The organism is Shewanella sp. VB17 (assembly GCF_013248905.1).
Taxonomy (GTDB): domain Bacteria; phylum Pseudomonadota; class Gammaproteobacteria; order Enterobacterales; family Shewanellaceae; genus Shewanella.
Genome location: NZ_JABRVS010000001.1, coordinates 4,882,696 through 4,900,851 on the forward strand (window position 1 = coordinate 4,882,696; position 18,156 = coordinate 4,900,851).

General features: G+C 40.2%; 19 protein-coding genes. 6 read left to right on the forward strand and 13 right to left on the reverse strand.

What is annotated here, in order from left to right:
- Nucleotide 1: 1 nt before the first annotated feature.
- The 3 genes from HQQ94_RS21060 to HQQ94_RS21070 all read left to right on the forward strand — a co-directional run bounded on the left by HQQ94_RS21060 (nt 2) and on the right by HQQ94_RS21070 (nt 1,691).
- Nucleotides 2–352 (forward strand): YraN family protein, encoded by a 351-nt coding sequence (locus tag HQQ94_RS21060; protein WP_173296258.1) that lies wholly within the window; start codon nt 2–4, stop codon nt 350–352.
- Nucleotides 353–430: 78 nt separating this feature from the next.
- Complete coding sequence (locus tag HQQ94_RS21065; RefSeq protein WP_173296259.1) at nt 431–1,021, forward strand: phosphoheptose isomerase; 591 nt, start codon at nt 431–433, stop codon at nt 1,019–1,021.
- 97 nt (nt 1,022–1,118) lie between these two features.
- Entirely contained in the window at nt 1,119–1,691 is a 573-nt protein-coding gene (locus HQQ94_RS21070; protein WP_173296260.1) for a BON domain-containing protein, read from the forward strand.
- A 65-nt stretch (nt 1,692–1,756) separates the two neighbouring features.
- On the opposite strand, the gene trpS is transcribed toward HQQ94_RS21070, so the two are convergent.
- From trpS to rpe, 3 genes are read right to left on the reverse strand one after another with little or no spacing between them, the layout of a single operon-like run.
- Nucleotides 1,757–2,764, reverse strand: a complete 1,008-nt coding sequence (trpS, locus tag HQQ94_RS21075; RefSeq protein ID WP_173296261.1) for a tryptophan--tRNA ligase — start codon at nt 2,762–2,764, stop codon at nt 1,757–1,759.
- Between the two features lie 21 nt (nt 2,765–2,785).
- Nucleotides 2,786–3,469, reverse strand: a complete 684-nt coding sequence (locus tag HQQ94_RS21080) for a phosphoglycolate phosphatase (RefSeq protein ID WP_173296754.1) — start codon at nt 3,467–3,469, stop codon at nt 2,786–2,788.
- A gap of 10 nt (nt 3,470–3,479) precedes the next feature.
- On the reverse strand, nt 3,480–4,154 hold the full coding sequence (rpe, locus tag HQQ94_RS21085) for a ribulose-phosphate 3-epimerase (protein WP_173296262.1): 675 nt from the start codon (nt 4,152–4,154) through the stop codon (nt 3,480–3,482).
- 211 nt (nt 4,155–4,365) lie between these two features.
- Between rpe and HQQ94_RS21090 the strand changes: the two genes are divergently transcribed.
- A complete protein-coding gene (locus HQQ94_RS21090; RefSeq protein ID WP_173296263.1) occupies nt 4,366–4,713 on the forward strand; it encodes a hypothetical protein in 348 nt (115 codons plus the stop codon).
- Between the two features lies 1 nt (nt 4,714).
- Nucleotides 4,715–4,900, forward strand: coding sequence for a DUF2970 domain-containing protein (locus tag HQQ94_RS21095; RefSeq protein ID WP_173296264.1), 186 nt, complete (start codon nt 4,715–4,717; stop codon nt 4,898–4,900).
- Between the two features lie 39 nt (nt 4,901–4,939).
- Here HQQ94_RS21095 and HQQ94_RS21100 read toward each other — a convergent pair whose 3' ends face one another.
- The 9 genes from HQQ94_RS21100 to HQQ94_RS21140 all read right to left on the reverse strand — a co-directional run bounded on the left by HQQ94_RS21100 (nt 4,940) and on the right by HQQ94_RS21140 (nt 13,917).
- Nucleotides 4,940–5,779, reverse strand: a complete 840-nt coding sequence (locus tag HQQ94_RS21100; protein WP_173296265.1) for a Dam family site-specific DNA-(adenine-N6)-methyltransferase — start codon at nt 5,777–5,779, stop codon at nt 4,940–4,942.
- Between the two features lie 53 nt (nt 5,780–5,832).
- Nucleotides 5,833–7,236 (reverse strand): AAA family ATPase, encoded by a 1,404-nt coding sequence (locus tag HQQ94_RS21105; protein ID WP_173296266.1) that lies wholly within the window; start codon nt 7,234–7,236, stop codon nt 5,833–5,835.
- A gap of 18 nt (nt 7,237–7,254) precedes the next feature.
- Entirely contained in the window at nt 7,255–8,331 is a 1,077-nt protein-coding gene (aroB, locus tag HQQ94_RS21110; RefSeq protein WP_173296267.1) for a 3-dehydroquinate synthase, read from the reverse strand.
- A gap of 7 nt (nt 8,332–8,338) precedes the next feature.
- Nucleotides 8,339–8,854 carry a shikimate kinase AroK gene (gene aroK / locus HQQ94_RS21115; protein ID WP_173296268.1) on the reverse strand — a complete coding sequence of 172 codons (516 nt, stop codon included), beginning with the start codon at nt 8,852–8,854 and terminating at the stop codon, nt 8,339–8,341.
- A 218-nt stretch (nt 8,855–9,072) separates the two neighbouring features.
- Nucleotides 9,073–11,121 (reverse strand): type IV pilus secretin PilQ, encoded by a 2,049-nt coding sequence (locus tag HQQ94_RS21120; RefSeq protein WP_173296269.1) that lies wholly within the window; start codon nt 11,119–11,121, stop codon nt 9,073–9,075.
- Nucleotides 11,122–11,142: 21 nt separating this feature from the next.
- A complete protein-coding gene (locus tag HQQ94_RS21125) occupies nt 11,143–11,658 on the reverse strand; it encodes a pilus assembly protein PilP (protein WP_173296270.1) in 516 nt (171 codons plus the stop codon).
- Nucleotides 11,658–12,272: a type 4a pilus biogenesis protein PilO gene (locus HQQ94_RS21130; RefSeq protein ID WP_173296271.1), complete on the reverse strand. Its 615-nt coding sequence runs from the start codon at nt 12,270–12,272 to the stop codon at nt 11,658–11,660. Before HQQ94_RS21130 ends, HQQ94_RS21125 begins: the two co-directional genes overlap by 1 nt.
- Nucleotides 12,269–12,850, reverse strand: a complete 582-nt coding sequence (locus HQQ94_RS21135) for a PilN domain-containing protein (protein WP_173296272.1) — start codon at nt 12,848–12,850, stop codon at nt 12,269–12,271. The genes HQQ94_RS21130 and HQQ94_RS21135 overlap by 4 nt, the downstream gene beginning before the upstream one ends.
- A complete protein-coding gene (locus tag HQQ94_RS21140) occupies nt 12,838–13,917 on the reverse strand; it encodes a pilus assembly protein PilM (protein ID WP_173296273.1) in 1,080 nt (359 codons plus the stop codon). The genes HQQ94_RS21135 and HQQ94_RS21140 overlap by 13 nt, the downstream gene beginning before the upstream one ends.
- Nucleotides 13,918–14,109: 192 nt before the next feature.
- Between HQQ94_RS21140 and HQQ94_RS21145 the strand changes: the two genes are divergently transcribed.
- Nucleotides 14,110–16,626 carry a penicillin-binding protein 1A gene (locus HQQ94_RS21145; protein ID WP_173296274.1) on the forward strand — a complete coding sequence of 839 codons (2,517 nt, stop codon included), beginning with the start codon at nt 14,110–14,112 and terminating at the stop codon, nt 16,624–16,626.
- 112 nt (nt 16,627–16,738) lie between these two features.
- Here the strand turns inward: HQQ94_RS21145 and argH are convergent, their stop codons facing one another.
- Complete coding sequence (gene argH, locus HQQ94_RS21150; RefSeq protein ID WP_173296275.1) at nt 16,739–18,109, reverse strand: argininosuccinate lyase; 1,371 nt, start codon at nt 18,107–18,109, stop codon at nt 16,739–16,741.
- Nucleotides 18,110–18,156: the final 47 nt, after the last annotated feature.

Consider the following 18,156-nt stretch of genomic DNA (forward strand, 5'->3'; position numbering starts at 1 on the left):
CATGGACACTAAAAAACACACAGCACAAGCACATGGTCGAGCAGGTGAAAGCCTAGCAATGAACTTTTTACTCGCACAAGGTCTTAGTTTTATAGAAGCCAATGTGAGGTATAAATTTGGCGAAATAGATCTGGTGATGAAGGAGGGTAAAAAGTGGGTATTTATTGAGGTAAAATATCGCTCAAAAAAACACTATGGCGGCGCAATAAATGCGCTAACAACAGCCCAGACAAAACGGCTTAGACGCGCTGCTGAGCACTATATACAGCTCAATAAAATTGATGCTATTTGTCGCTTTGATCTTATTGCCATTGATGCAGATGAAGTACAATGGCTAACAAACATTTTTTAACCCATATTAATCAATTTTGCCATCTACATTTAGAAACTTATGGCATGATAGTACTCAATTTAACATTAAGGATTTACCATGCTAGAACGCATTAAAGACAGCTTTACTGAATCAATCCAAACGAAAATTGATGCTTCTGAAGCGTTACCGGAGTCGCTTGCAAAAGCGGCAGAGATGATGGTGCATTGCCTATTAGGTGGCAATAAAATTCTAGCTTGTGGCAATGGTGGCAGTGCTGGCGATGCGCAACATTTCTCAGCCGAGTTATTAAATCGTTATGAAGTCGAGCGTCCTCCTCTACCTGCAATAGCACTCACCACTGATACTTCAACGATTACTGCTATTGCGAACGATTATAGCTATGATGAAATATTTTCTAAGCAAATCTTGGCATTAGGTCAACCTGGTGATATTTTACTAGCCATTTCTACTAGTGGTCACTCAGGAAATATCATTAAAGCCATCGAAGCTGCATTAAGTCGTGATATGACCATAGTGGCATTAACGGGTAAAGATGGTGGTCCAATGGCTGGACTCTTAAGCGTGAATGATGTTGAAGTGCGAGTGCCTTCCAATGTCACCGCGCGTATTCAAGAAGTGCACCTGCTTGCTATCCATTGCCTTTGCGACAACATAGATCGTACATTATTCCCCCAAGATGAGCAGTGATTGACCGCATTAAGTCAGATCTCGTGTTAGGCTAGTGCAGCTTACTCAGCCTAACCCTGTTTGACATAATAATAACGCTACATTAATTAGGACATTTATGATATCCAAAACCCTCTCGCTAATCGCTGTCATATGGATGCTACAAGGTTGTGCTGGTGCGGTTATGGTTGGCGCAGTCGGCGGCGCTATGATGGTTAACGACGAGCGCAGTTTTTCAACTCAACTCGATGATACCAATTCAGACTTTCAAATAGCCAGTGAGCTGGGATCATTAGCAGATATAAAAAATCAAGCGAACATTACTGGTATTGTCATGAATGGTAATGTGCTGATGATAGGTCAATCACCTAATTCGATGTTGAGGGACAAGGCGATTAGAGCAGTACAAGCGCTTAAACTTGGTGGCAAAATACATAATCAAATCCGCATCGGTAACCCGACATCATTCACAACACGTAGCAACGACTCTTGGATCACTACCAAGGTAAAAAGTCGCATGCTTAACACTGATAACTTAGATATCACCCGTATTAAGGTCATCACTGAAAATGGAGAAGTATTTCTTCTGGGGGTAGTCATTCGAGAACAGGCCGATCTCGCCGTCGATGTCGCTCGTAACACCGCTGGAGTCAGAAAAGTGATTAAGGTGTTCGAATCTCCAAGTTCATAGATATTGATACTTAAGACACAAAAAAACCGACCAAAGTCGGATTTTTTGTGAACAAACTGTTTAGCTTAAACTAATAAACCAATTTTTTCATATACCTTCTTCACCGTCACTTCTGCACGTGCTTGAGCTTTTTCAGCCCCTTCTCTCATCACCTGATTAAGGAAAGTTTGATCTTGTCTGAACTCAAGATATCTCGCTTGTAGTGGCTCAATCATCTCGACTACAGCTTCACCTGTCGCCGTCTTAAGATGACCATACATCTTACCTTCAAATTCGGCTTCAAGACCAGCCATACTCTTACCTGTTACGCCCGATATTAAGCTCAATAAATTAGACACTCCAGGCTTGTTCTCAACATCAAAACGGACCACTGGCGGCTCATCGCAATCGGTAACCGCTTTTTTAATTTTCTTTAAAATCTTGTTAGGATCTTCGAGCAATCCGATAACATTGTTACGATTATCATCCGATTTTGACATTTTCTTCAACGGCTCTTGCAGTGACATCACCTTTGCCCCATTTTTTGGAATAAAAGGCTCTGGTATCGTGAATGTATCACCATAGGCATTATTAAAACGGGTCGCGATATCACGCGTTAACTCAAGATGTTGCTTCTGATCTTGCCCTACTGGTACTTCATTAGCTTGATACAGCAAAATATCTGCCGCCATCAATACAGGATAAGCAAATAGACCTACATTGATATTATTCGTGTTCTTCTGTGACTTGTCTTTAAACTGAGTCATGCGGTTGAGTTCACCCATCTGGGCATAACAATTTAATGCCCAAGCCAATTGAGCGTGCTGAGGGACTTGCGATTGAATAAATACCGTACTTTTCTGTGGATCGACACCACAAGCCAAATATAAGGCTAATGTATCTAAGCAAGCTTTTGTGAGAAGCTGAGGATCTTGCCTAACCGTAATCGCATGGAGATCGACAACACAGTAAAGACAGTCATGGCTATCTTGCATGGCTACCCATTGTTTTAATGCGCCCATGTAGTTACCTATGGTTAGCTCGCCTGACGGTTGTGCACCGCTAAATACTATGGGTTTTACTGGGTTAGTCATACGTTGTTATACTCCATCACTTTATATACTATTATTCACGAATGTTAAAATATTTTTAAACTGCTCACACACGGCATCTGGGCCGCTTAGTTTGATATCTTCACCGTAGTTATACCCATAGGTCAAGCCTATTGAGCGAATACCTGCCGCTTTTGCTGCTAAAATATCATTTTTAGAGTCGCCCACCATTAAAAGAGCATCGGGAGCTAGTTGCCATTTATCAAGCAGATAAATTAAAGGGAAAGGATCGGGCTTCATTTTCTCAAATGAATCACCACTCAACACCTCTATGAAATAATGATCTATGTTGAAAGATTTCAACAAGGGGATGGTAAACCTATAAGGCTTATTCGTCACCACTGCCATCGAATATCCACACTGTTCTAGCCTTGTTAATACATCTAAGACCCCGGGATAAAGTTGACTATGTTGATGTAAATTATCTTGGTAATACCCCATAAAGACTGGCATGGCCTTATCGAGTATATTTATAGGTACTGGGGCATCTAAAGCAAACGTTAATGCCCTTTGTATTAGCATCTTAGCTCCATTCCCAACCCAAGATCTCACTTGAGCTTCGCTGCAACTTGGCAATGACAGTGAGTTAAGCGTTGCTTGAGTAGCGACCGCCAGATCGGGCACGCTATCGATAAGCGTGCCATCGAGATCAAAGGCTACCGCTGTTAACTTATCCCAAGACGGCATCATTTAACACTTAACACTTAACACTCGCAAGTTCTGTGCGCATTTCATCAATAACAGCTTGGTAATCAGGTTGATTAAAGATAGCTGAACCCGCAACAAACATATCCGCCCCTGCGGCAGCTATTTCAGCAATATTATTCACCTTTACTCCGCCATCGACTTCGAGACGAATATCATAACCGCTATCGTCAATCAACTGGCGCACTTGACGTAGTTTATCTAAAGTCGAAGGAATAAAAGACTGACCACCAAAGCCTGGATTAACTGACATTAGCAAAATAACATCTAATTTATCCATGACATGATCTAAGTAATGTAGCGGTGTTGCAGGGTTAAAAACCAAGCCAGCTTTACAGCCAGATTCTTTAATTAATTGTAAACTTCTATCAACATGCTCACTCGCTTCAGGGTGAAAAGTAATAATAGAAGCACCCGCTTTAGCAAAATCAGGGATAATACGGTCTACAGGCTTCACCATAAGATGGACATCAATATCGGCCTTAATACCATAATCACGTAATGCTTGGCATACCATAGGTCCCATAGTCAGATTGGGAACATAATGATTATCCATTACATCAAAATGAACAACATCGGCGCCCGCTTTTAGCACGGCATCAACATCTTCACCTAAACGAGCAAAATCTGCAGATAAAATAGAGGGAGCAATAAGAAATGGACGCATAGTATACTCATAACAATGTCTAGAAGTACGCTATTCTACCTTTTGCACACGTAAGCCTCTAGGACTTATCCACCATTTAGTCATAATCTGATAAAAAAATGAGTAGAACCGTTAAATATTAACACTTAGTTAAAAACCCTGTTTAAAATGTAATTAACTTTGCTATAGTTGAGGTCTTAATCGGGTATATTATTATTTAAGAGAAAGTAACATGAGCAATAGTAACAAGCTAGCTGTAGGCAGTAAGCCTGCTGTTTTTCTAGTAAGTTCGGCTATCTTTGTCGCGTGTATCGCTGTAAGTGCTCGACACTTGTCGACGCCTGATACATCATTAGTTTGTTCAACTGAATCAGCAGCAAGTTATAATACATCTTTACCTGCAAGCCACCCTAACAACCGCTGTGTTCAGCAATCAAAAGAATTAAATTGGGCTAATTGGTTTACTGGTAACAGCCGATCGAATCAATTACATTTCGTCGATTTATTGGAACTATTGTATGGACACAAAGAGAGTCCACTCGATAATGTTCCCATTAATGACAGTAAAATAATGAGCTAATATGCTAAGTAAAACATGGCGGTTGTTTTCAAGTACACTCGCGGCTTTTTTCGGTGTACAAAGTGATAAAAATAGACAGCGTGACTTTCAAACCAATTCACCACTGCCATTTATCATAATGGGACTCATTTTAGCGGTTATCTTAGTTACCACACTTTTACTTATCACTAAGCTGGTGCTTGTTTAAGCGTGTAATGCGACGATATCTTTTCTTAGATGCGTTTTATTAACCATTTTCACTGTGATAACAGTCATCATAAAGTGCCATTAATTCATCAACTTTCTTACGTCCACTCCCCTTTTGGCTAATGTTACGTTGAACCTTGATAGTGGCAAATTTAGCACCATGATATAACTCTCTTGTCAGCGGAATATCATGATTGCTTATCAACACAGGAAAGTTTCTTTCGAGCGCTGTATGGCGCGATTTACGAGCCAACAAAGCTTGATCATCTAAACTAAAACCAGTACCTACATAAGTCGTAAAACTCGCCGTTGTTGACAGTGGAGCATAAGGAGGGTCGCAATAAACAACATCACCTTTTTTAGTGAGATCAAATGCTTCTTCATATCCAATACATCTGAATTCAGCTTTTTGCGATTTTTCGGAAAATGCACGGAGCTCATTCTCCGGAAAATAAGGCTTCTTGTAGGAGCCAAAAGGAACATTAAACCCTCCTTTACGATTATATCTACATAGACCATTAAAACCATGACGATTCATGTAAAGGAAATATACAGAACGAACAAAAGGATCGGTAATTAAATTAAATTCTGTGCGAATTTTATAGTACGCCTCTTTTTGGTTCATCTCAGGAACAAATAGGGCTTTAGCCGCAAGGATATACTTTTCAGGATCTTGCTTTACAATGTTATAAAGATTAATGAGATCTTTATTGATATCACACAATAAATAACTTGGATAATCAGTATTTAGAAAGACGGATCCCGCCCCAACAAAAGGTTCAACCAGACGCTGTCCTTCAGGTAAGAGCTCGGTGAGAGTGTCGATCAGTTTAAATTTACCACCAGCCCACTTAAGGAAGGCTCTCTGTTTTTTGATCATCTAAATTGATTCAACACCAAGAAAAAAATGAGTTGTCGATTGTACTATCTTTATCAAGGAATATCACGAGCAGAAAAGCCATCTTGTCGCTGATAAGCCGCTAAATCTTTCCATTGTCGGATCCACGGGCGTGTAAATTGATATTTATCTACTATTTGCTGGGATTTTGTGCGAGCTAAATTGACATCACTGTACTCACCGAGAAAGACAATCCACAATTTTCCATTACGAGTAACGATAATATCCGGCTCAGCTTTTAAGCGTTCCAAAATGACATTTAACGATTCCCTTTCCCTAACACTGGCAAGCTGTAAAGTAAAACCTGTGGGCGCTGATTGAATCACTTCAGGTTTAACCTTTACCGCCGGCTGCAATGTTATAGGCTTTATGGTATCTAAAATTTCAACAACCTCTATTTTTTCTGCTTTGTTCGACAATAAATCATCAGTAATAGCTGGTTTACTCGTCTTTAAATGATGCTCAAGTTGTACAATTTTAGTTTTGGTGACATTGAGTGGCACAGTTTTGACATGCATGAATTCATCTGCATTATTTTTGACTACAACAGATAAAGCTGGTTTTTCTTTAGAAAGATTAGCCAAAAGTGTGTCACCATAATCTGCAATCCAAGAACTCTTAGTCGTTACAGCCATGACTAAAGGTTCTGGTTTAGCTTGGTAGTGCTTTACCACTTCATGAGGTAAAAGTGCATAACCTGCTGATAGGATAAAAAGGGCTAACATTACGGTAAAAACCAATCTGTATTTTAGACGCTGATTAGGTTTCTCCACTTTACCGTGAAGAGATAACTCTATTAAGTTTACAACTTCTTGAGGCGTTCCAGGCAGTTGCTCTAACTGATTTTTGACAATTTCCTTGGGGGTAAAAGGTATTTGATCACTTCTGCTCAGTAAAGTGTAATAGAGGGTTTCTTTTTCTTGATTAGTCAGAGCATCAACATGAATAGGAAGCAGTTTTTCTTTTTGAAGATGCGTTAATTGATCAAAAATATAATGAAAATAATCTGCTGTTGTCGTGAGTGTAACAGAGATCAACTTTCCAGGAATAGAGAGCTGGCTCATCACAATGCATTCAGCAATGAGCTCAATAGAAAGGTGATGCACATCATCAAGTACAATAAAACAAGACTGAGGAAGAGAGTCAGCAAATTTTAACAGCGTTTCAGCTAACGAAATTTCATCATCAAAAACAGGTTCTGTTAATAATTGAACTAATATCTTTCGACGAATTTCACTGTTATTACAATGCTTTGGGCACAAAACCAGCGCAGAACTGAATGCCTCAAGTTCATTGATTAGAAAAGTAATTAATGTTGTTTTACCTGACCCATTCTGACCGGTGAGAAATAGCAGTTGTTCACCATAAAAACTGGCATGTTGCAGTCTTTGCAGTAGATTATTTTGGCTTGGTAATAAAGTTAAGTCGTTAAAAGTCACTCATACACCACACAAAAACTATGCGCAGCGAATAATATTTTCCAGTAGCTCATCACTCACTTCAGAATACACACCAGCCTGACCAATCGCTTCAGGAAGAACCAATCTGACTTGACCTTTAAGCACCTTCTTATCTCGCCGCATATGTTTAATGAATTGTTCAAAATTCATCGAATCGGGAGGAGAAACAGGTAAATCAAATGCGTCGAACAAGTCTCTGATCCGACAAACAATTGACTCATCGATTAATCCCATCTTGTTTGCGGTAGATGCAGCAAGTATCGTGCCAGCAGCAACAGCTTCGCCATGCAACCAAACACCGTAGCCCATTTCAGCTTCAATTGCATGCCCAAAAGTATGACCCAAATTCAAAAGAGCACGTACCCCTTGTTCTGTTTCATCTTGAGCAACAACATCTGCTTTAATTTCACAACAACGCCCAATAGCATATACCAAGGCTTCATTATTTAATGATTTTAAGCGGTCAACATTATTTTCTAACCAGCAAAAAAACTCACCATCCCAAACAATACCGTACTTAATCACTTCAGCCATGCCTGCTGAAAATTCTTTCGCTGGTAATGTAGACAGACAATCGGTATCAACAACCACAAGTTTAGGCTGATAGAATGCACCTATCATATTTTTACCTAATGGGTGATTTACCGCGGTTTTACCACCAACAGACGAATCGACTTGCGCCAATAATGTCGTCGGTATTTGGATAAAATCAATACCTCTTTGGTAACTTGCAGCCGCAAAGCCAGTCATGTCACCAATTACACCACCACCTAAAGCAATAAGAACAGTGTCTCTGCCTAGGTTTTGCTGCAATAATGAGGTAAAGATACTATCCATCTGAACCAAGGTCTTGTATTGCTCACCATCAGGTAAAATGACAGGCTCAACACAATTGAACGTTGATAATAATAACGCTAACTTCTCTAAATACAGAGGAGCAACGGTTTCATTTGTCACAATTAGGATTTTTTTATCTTGGAGGAAGCGAGCAAAATGCTCGCGACAACTCATCAAATTCTGACCAATAACAATTGGATAACTACGTGTATCGAGATTAACCTGAATTTGTTTCATTTTCCGCCTAGAAGCCTAACCGTTCAACAATTTGATTTGCGACCACTTTGGCACTCTGCTCATCAGTTTTTACGATGACATCCGCAATCTCTTCGTAGAGAGGATTACGGATAGCAGCGAGATCAACCAAAACTTCTCTTGGATCATCTACTTGTAACAATGGACGCCGTTTATCTCGCTGTGTACGAGCAACTTGCTTATCTATTGTTGTCTCTAGGTAAACGACGATTCCACGAGCAGAAAGATTGTTACGTATCTCTTTACTCTGAATTGAACCGCCGCCAGTCGCCAAGACAATACCTTGCTTTTCAGTTAAATCAGCGACTACCTGTGTTTCACGAACGCGGAAACCTTCTTCGCCTTCGACATCAAAAACCCACGCTATGTCCGCACCTGTACGGCTTTCAATTTCTTGATCGGAATCGTGGAACTCTAAGTGCAGCATCTGTGCCAGATGACGGCCTATAGTGCTTTTGCCAGCCCCCATAGGACCTACTAGAAATATATTACGTTTCTCAGCCATTGCTTTACGTCTGAATCTTATATTAAGTTTGCCTACATCGATTTGAAAAATAAAACCGACCTTATATCTTACCTTGCTCTAATGAGACTTGACCCAAGATTATCTCAGCTAAACACCATTAAAGGCAAGCGATGTATTCCACATAATGTAAATATTGTATGATTTAAAAATAAAAAGCAGTAAATAATTGATTGAACGCATCACAAAGTGAAGCCTATTCATATCTCTTCTGCAATAATTTTAGGCGTGACGAATATCAATAACTCTTGTCTTTCATTTTGGTCACTTGTACTCCTAAACAAAAAACCAACAAATGGAATATCACCTAATACAGGAACCTTACTGACACGACTGATCAACTGTTGCTGATAAATGCCGCCAAGTACTATCGTCTCACCATGATCAACCAGAACTTGTGTGCCTATGCGCTGTGTGTCAATCGACACTGCTTCACCTAACGCCGTAGGCACTACTTTACCTTGAGAGTCTTGTGTTATTTCTAAATCGAGTACAACTCGATTATCTGGTGTAATTTGAGGTGTCACGCGAAGGGATAACACGGCCTTTTTAAAACTGACTGTCGATGCCCCACTGGAACTGGATTCTACATATGGGATCTCAACACCTTGTTCAATGTAGGCTGCTTTTTGATTCGATGTAGTGATCCTTGGGCTGGCAATAATTTCACCTTTATTTTCCTCTTCAAGTGCACTTAACTCCATATCAAGTATCGTACCATCAGCTAACTTAGCGACATGAAACGCCACACTCGCAGCTGCACTTGGGGCTGGGAAACTCACATTCAATCTATCGGCAATGCTTGGCACTAAACCATTGGCAATATCTGCTGCCCCCTCAAGACTACCTGAAGTCCCTTTATAACCCTGCTGATCGGTAACCCCCCATCTAATCCCAAGATCTTCTGACACATCATCTTTCACTGTTACCATACGCGCTTCAATCAGAACCTGACGTATAGGGATATCCAACACTTTAATTAATCGGTGAACATTATCTATGCTCTCTTCGGTATCTTTAACTAGCAACGTATTCGTTCTCTTATCGACAGCGACACTACCACGCTCTGATAACAAACTCGTTTCATCACCTTGCAAAAGTTCTACAATATCAGATGCTTTTGCATAATTAACTTGAATATATTCAGAATACAGTGGAGAAAGCTTCTTCACTTCTTGCCTATCTTTTAATATCTGACTTTCTCGAATAGTAAGCTCTTCTCTAGGTGCAACCATCAAGATGTTACCTTCGATTCTTTTGTCCAATCCTTTAGTTTGTAAAATCAAATCCAATGCCTGATCCCATGGAACATCATCCAGCCTAAGCGTGATGTCTCCTTCCACGGTATCACTGGTCACTAGATTAAAATTATTATAATCAGCGATGATCTGCAGCACTGTTCTGACAGAGATGCTCTGAAAATTGAGAGACAAGGACTTTCCATCGTACTTATCCTCCTTTTTAACGGCCACTGCTCGCTCTGCTTTATTGATACTGAGCTTAAACAAGCTTCCCTCTTGTAAATAGCTGTATTCATACTCGCCATCAATATCAATCAATACACGTGAAGTCAGTTCTTCTTTAAATGTTTCAAAACTACTCACTGGTGTAGCGAAATCCTGCACATCCATAACAAAAAGCAGGTCTGATGCAATATCAGTATTAAAAAGTTTAAGTTCAAGCTTAGCGCCAACTTGTTCGACATTCGCTGCAACGGTAGTGTTACTTAATCTCACTAACAACTCGCCTCCTCCCTTTGCTGTTCGTCTGAAATCAATATCTTGAATGCCATTAACAAAGGGATTTTCAGCTTGATTAGTGTGCTCACCAATTTCATCATTTATTGTAATACTGTAAGTGTTTCCTACACGCTTGCTTTTATAGGCTTTGATTTTATCGAGTGCCACCACAAATTTCATTACACCATCATTCTGACTCACGCTCACAGACTCAACGCCCACCGTTTTAATAGGAAGTACATTCTTTTCTAATCCAGACATACTCTCTTTAAAGAACAATATAATTTGAGCTGGTGATGTATTAAGCTTTATTTCTGGCTTTGACGCCTCCCCATCAAACACCAACTGAAGCGCTAATTGCTGATCAACAATGGTGTGGTACTTCACATCAATTAGGCGATTTGATGCCATTGCATTAGATGAACAAACAATGAAAACACCTAAACAGTGCACCAACCTGAATAGTGAGGATAAACTCAATACTGTTTTTTTCGAGGCAGAAGATCTCATGATTCCCTCATCCTTCGCTTGTTATTCTCCGGTCAACTCCATGCTGCTGACTCTTTCAGTCCAGCAACCAGAACCATCTGAAATTAATTCAATTATTTCGATTTTTTGTGGTGTAACTTTGGCAATTCTTCCATTGTACAGACCGAGATAATCACCTAAGCCTAAGCGGTATACACTGCCATCATTACTCTCAACTAGCGCCCATATGTTTTCAATTTCACTTAGGGTTCCACGCATTTTTAAATTATCTAACGCATAAGTTTCCAACCTTCCCTTACGTCTTTTTAAATTTGGTTGTAAGCAATTTTTAGTCGTATCGATCACCTCTTCAGTCAATTCCCTAGATGGGGGAACAAACGGACTGCGCATTGCATCAGCTCTATATGCAAAATGTTCAAACTTAGGCGTCTGTCTTAAAGGAGGAATATCAGCAACACGCTGTGCCTTAGTGTTAATCACAAATAACTCTAAATCACTACTATCACCAACACACCCAACCAAAGAGATCACACACATAATGAAAGTAAGTGCTTTCATTAACCGCCTCCATTCTTTTTATCTGGTAAATCAACGCCCTCTTTAAATCGATACGTTTGTGCCATAATCTCCATGCTTAAACCACCGATGTCTGTTTCAGTAATGGTAAAATCATGCAAACTAACAATGCGCGGTAATTTAGCCACTCCACTAACCAACTGGCCTAAATCATGGTATTCACCACTGACCGTCATACGTATAGGAAACTCGATATAAAAATCACGTTGAATAACATCACGCCACTCCAAACTCTCTATCTTTAACCCTGATTCTGTTGCGACAAAGGTCAGATCATCAAGTAAACCAGGCATCTCATTTTTAGAAGGTAGCATCTTCAGTAGTTCTGCAAACTGACGCTCCATAGTATCCAATTGTTCACGATACAATATTAAATTGGCTGCCAGCTGATATTTAGATGCAAAATCTTTTCTCAGGTTTAACTCGTCCTGTTGTTCTTTATCTAAAAGCAGCATTGCATCAGAAATTAATAGAAAATAACTTGCCACAAAAATACAGACAGATAAAATTGCCGCAAATACAATCTTAATTAATGGAGGCCAACCGCCAATATTCTCAAAATCAATCTCACTAAATTGGTTCAAATCAAGATTCATTGACTCGCTCCTTGAGCGACCGAATTTAGCACTTTATCGACCTTTTTAATGGTCACTTTTAAACTAAAACTCTGTAACTGCCTTAACGCTTCATTCCTAGCAATAATAGACTGCATATTAGGATCTTGTAGCCATTTAGATACTTTTACTTTTCTCATCATATTGGCGACATTGTTATTGGATTCACTTCGGCCTTGGATCCACAATAAGTTGCCTTTCTTCTCAATACTGGAAAGATAAATTCCAGGAGGCACTATTCGCACCAATTCATCTAAAACATGTGTCGGTAAATTACGAGCCTGCTGTAAATTTAATATAATTTCTGTTCGACGTTCGATGTCTTTTTTTCGCGTTTTTATGACTTTAATTTCTTCAATTTGCTTTTCTAATTGATGAGTTTCAGAGATAAGATATGCATTTCTCTCTTTCTGATTATCAGTCATCATCTCTATCACATTCACTGAAAGATAAACAACAAAGGAGGAAACGAGAAAAACTAAAGCCAAAATAACAATATAATCTCTTTTATGCTTCTCTCTTGCTTCTTCTCGCCAAGGTAATAAGTTTATGTGCGCCATTGGGAGTAACTCCTTAGCGCCAACCCACAAGCAACCATATATTTACTTATATTGGGTTTAAGTAATTTTTTTACATTTTCATCGGCATGTAAACAACCTTGAAATGGATCGGCAATGATCGTGTGTATATCTAATTCATGCGTTAATAAGCTTGCCATTCCTTCCAGTTTAGATGTCCCACCAGATAAAAGGATATGGTCAACTTTATCTTTACCACTTGAGGTACAATATATCTGTAATGTTCGCTTTATTTGCTGCAATAGCTGAGTCTGAAAAGGTGATAACACCTCAAACATATAGTTTCGAGGTAAATCACCTTCTAATTTTGCTTTTTCAGCTTGATCGTATGACATTCCATAAAAAGAAAGAATAGATTGAGTAAATTGTTCGCCACCGAATGTCTGCTCACGAACAAAACTTGTTTCACCATTTTCAACAACGGCAAAAGTCGTCACATTAGCCCCAATATCAACTAACGCGACAATTTTATTTTCAACACCTTCCGGTAACTGTGAAGACACAATTTCATAAGAACGTCCTAAAGCATAGCCTTCAACATCAACAACCTTCGCCTCTAAATTAACATCATGAAGTAACTCTACACGGGCATCAATATTCTCAGTTCGACATGCACTAAGCAGCACATCGACCTTAGTAGGATCAATACTGTTAACATTTAATGTTTCAAAATCGATGCTCACTTCATCCAGTGAATAAGGAATTAGATTGTCAGCTTCTATTTCAATTTGCTCTTCCATATCCTCTTCACTAAGCAACGAATCCATATATATGACCTTAGTCATTACAGACGATCCTGATACAGCAACAGCGGCAAGTTTAGCCCCACTAGGAAGCGCACGTTTGACAAGCTTTAATGACTCTACAACAGCATCAGCATCTCTAATTTCATGATCATTAATGGCGCCTTTTTTTAAAGGCACCGCTGCATGACTTATGATTTTATAACCATCAGCAGTTTTACTCAGCAGTATTGCCTTAATCTCGTGAGAACCGATATCAATTCCAACCATCTGCGGAGCCTGACGTTGCCATAATTTAGAAAGCATAGTCTTCTTGTCGCTTATTGTTATTGTTACAAGAATTAGATTAGCACAAACTCAACTAGTTACTGATATTTGTATAAAATGTTGCCTTATTTTACAATCGACATTTCTTTGGCTGCCATTTTTGCTTCACCAATTGCTTGGCGCCTTATATACTGTTGTTCTTATGCTCAGCTTAAATTTTGGAATACCTTGGTGAAGTGGTTTAAACGTACGATAATTGCTCTGTTCAGCCTGGCTCTTCTAGGTGTTGTAGCCATTGCAGCTGCCTATTTTTATGTGCTGCCTGACTTACCCGATGTGAACACATTAAAGACGGTCAAGCTGCAAACACCATTGCGCATTTACAGCCGTGATGGTGAGCTGATCTCTCAATTTGGTGAGAAAAGACGGATCCCAGTTAAATTTGAACATGTTCCCCCACTGCTCATTGATGCGGTTCTCGACACCGAAGACGCAAGATTTTTTGAACACCATGGTATAGATCCAATCGGTATCACCAGAGCGGCATTTATTCTCTTAACAACAGGTAAGAAAAGCCAAGGTGCAAGTACCATCACCCAACAAGTAGCAAGAGGCTTTTTTCTCTCTAGAGAGAAAACCTATGTAAGAAAAATCAAAGAAATATTCCTCGCCATTCAAATTGAAAAAGCACTTTCAAAAGAAGAAATATTGGAACTTTATCTGAATCGTTCTTTTTTAGGGAATCGTGCCTATGGTGTAGGCGCAGCAGCACAAGTATATTATGGTAAAGATCTTAGCCAACTCACTCTCCCTGAAATGGCCATGATTGCAGGACTTCCTCAAGCTCCCTCTGCCGCGAATCCTATACGCAATCCAACCAGAGCGATAAATCGCCGAAATTGGGTGTTAAGTCGAATGCTTGAAAAGCAAAACATCACTAAAGCGCAATATGCTGAAGCCAGTAACACGCCAATATCAGCCAAATATCATGGTGCAGAAATCAGCCTATACGCACCCTATATTTCCGAAATGGCACGTGATTATATCGTTGAGGAATTAGGTGAAGAAGAAGCTTATACTGGTGGATATAACGTTTACACCAGTATTGATTCTAACCTTCAAATCTACGCCCAAAAAGCACTCAGGGATAATGTGTTTGCTTATGATGAGCGACACGGCTACCGTGGAGCAACTAAAGTACTCTGGACCGACACTCCCTTAGACACAGATTCCATCATCGCTAAACTCAAGCAAACCAGCGATGTTCAAGGCATGATACCTGCTGCAGTAATGAGTATCGATGAGCTAAGCGCAGAGGTAATAACCTCTAAAGGCGAGAAATTAAACATTGACTGGCAAGGGTTAAGCTGGGCTAGAAAATTTATTAGTAATAAGCGGCAAAGTCAATCTCCCAAAAAAGTGGCACAAATCTTACACCTCGGTGAACAAGTTTGGATCCGTAATAATGGAGATTTTTGGCAGCTATCACAAATACCTAAAGTATCCAGTGCTATTGTGTCATTGGACCCTCACGATGGTGCAATACGCACTTTAGTCGGAGGTTTTAGCTTCCATCAAAGCCAATACAATAGAGTGACACAGGCTAAACGTCAGCTTGGTTCAAACATTAAACCTTTTATTTACACTGCAGCACTAGAAAAAGGCTATACACTCGCCACATTAATCAATAATGCCCCCATCAATAAACCCGATACACGCCAAGGTACAGCATGGAGACCTAAAAACTCACCAGATAAATATACAGGTCCAACTCGACTAAAAGTCGGGCTAGCACAATCAATTAATGTGATGGCTGTACGAACACTTCGCTACACAACAATAGACACTGCCATTGAGACATTGATTAAGTTTGGTTTCGATCCCACCGATCTTCCTCATAATGAATCCATCGCTTTAGGCTCACCGTCTGTGACCCCTCTTCAAGTCGTTACCGCATTTTCCGTATTTGCTAATGGGGGTTATAAAGTTGACCCTTATTTTATCGATCGGATAGATAACGCTTATGATGAAACCATTGAGAAGTCGAATCCAACACTCGCTTGTCCTCCTATAGTAGCAGCGCCGGCAGAAATGGACCCTTTTGCCTCAATGGCAACAGAACTATCATCACCAGAAGTACTACCAGTCTGTGGAGATACTAACAGTCACTTTGCACCTCAAATCATCTCAGCACAAACAGCCTTCCTTATTACTGACACTCTTAAAAGTGTCATTTGGGGAGGAGGTGATTGGAGTAAAGGTACAGGCTGGAACGGCACAGGATGGCGCGCATCTAGAGTCATTAAAAGACACGATATTGCAGGAAAAACGGGAACAACAAACGAATCTCGTGACACCTGGTTTAGCGGCTTTTCTCCTAATCTCACCACGACTGTATGGGTAGGCTTTGATGATCACAGCCAAGAACTTGGCAGAACTCACTGGGATGTCAATGGGCCTAAAAATCAAATATCAGCAGCAGAAGCTGGCGCAAAAACCGCTGGGCCTGCGTGGAATGAATTTATGAAAAATGCCCTTGCTGATCAACCTGAAATACCTAGCTCTCCGCCAGATGGGATCACATCGGCAAGAATAGATTTAGCAACAGGGAAACTCAGTCGAAAAACAGACCACACCAGTAAATTTGAATACTTTATCTCGGGCACTGAACCCAAAGAGTTCGTAATAGGAACTGAAGAGTCTGGTGATATTTTTATCGATAATTCGACTGAAGAGCTATTTCAATAGATTATAGGTATATTCATCGATAAAAAAACGCGTAGAGAATCGATCATTCTCTACGCGTTTTTTTAACATTAATGTCATTTATAAACTAAGTCATAAAACTTAACTCATCTAATTACTTTTTAGCTTGTTTAACAACTAACATAGCTCTAACTTGCGGCAATGCAGTACCACCTAATGCTTCACGTTTAGCTAGACACGACTCGATGGTTAAGCAATCGTATACATCTTGTTCTATAATGTCCGCAAAAGTTTGCAAGCGTTCAAGAGAGAAATCCTCTAACGCAACTTTCTCTTTTAGCGCATACACTACGACTTCACCGACCACATGATGTGCTTCTCTGAAAGGCATACCTTTAGCCACTAAATAGTCTGCTAATTCCGTTGAATTCGCATAACCTTGTTGAGCAGCCTGTAAGGTATTGTCGCGATTAACTTGTAAACCTGCCAGGACTAATGCTGCCATCTCCAAACAAATAGCCCAACTGTCCATCACATCGAATAAGCCCTCTTTATCTTCCTGCATATCTTTATTGTAGGCAAGAGGAAGGGCTTTCATCGTGGTTAAAATACCAATCAAACTACCATAAACTCGGCCAGTTTTACCACGGATAAGCTCAAGAGCATCTGGATTCTTCTTCTGTGGCATTAAAGATGAACCTGATGTCACCTCATCGTCAAGATCGATGAATCCAGCTTCACCGCTATTAAAAAAGATCAAGTCTTCAGCCATACGACTCAGATGCATCATGCTTATCGAAGCATCTGAACAGATTTCAACAACATGATCTCTGTCAGACACACTGTCTAAACTGTTCAATGTCGGGGATGCGAACCCTAGCGATGCAGCCAACTTATATCTATCCATTGGATAAGCGGTTCCCGCCAATGCTCCTGTGCCTAATGGGCAAGTATCTGCACGCTTAAGTGCATCTTCAAGACGGCTGATATCACGTTCAAACATTTCTACATAAGCCAAGCACCAATGACCAAAGGCAATCGGCTGGGCGCGCTGTAAATGAGTGTAACCTGGCATCACTGCATCAAGTTCACGTTCAGCCAAGGTGAGTAATGCTTTTCTTAGCTTCCCTAATAACTCAAGTTGCTGTTGTCCCTCTTTTTTGCACCAGAGCTTAAGATCTGTGGCCACTTGGTCATTACGTGAACGGCCAGTATGTAGCTTTTTACCTAAATCGCCCACTTTGGCAATCAAAGACTGCTCGACAAAACTGTGAATATCTTCGGCGCCGGAAGTCAAAATAAGCTCCGGTTTATCTTCAACTTCGCTCAACAGATCTTTCAGTGCCTGTTGAAGTTCATCACACTCAACTTGAGTCAATATGCCCACTTGTGTGATCGCACCAGCCCAAGCGATAGAGCCAACAATATCTTGCTCTATCAAGCGATAGTCTACCGGTAATGAATCATTGAATAATGTAAATAACGCACTGCTTTCTTGACTGAACCTTCCACCCCATAACGCCATACTGACTTCCTCTCTTTTCTGTAAAAAAGGGCGCCTAGCGCCCCATT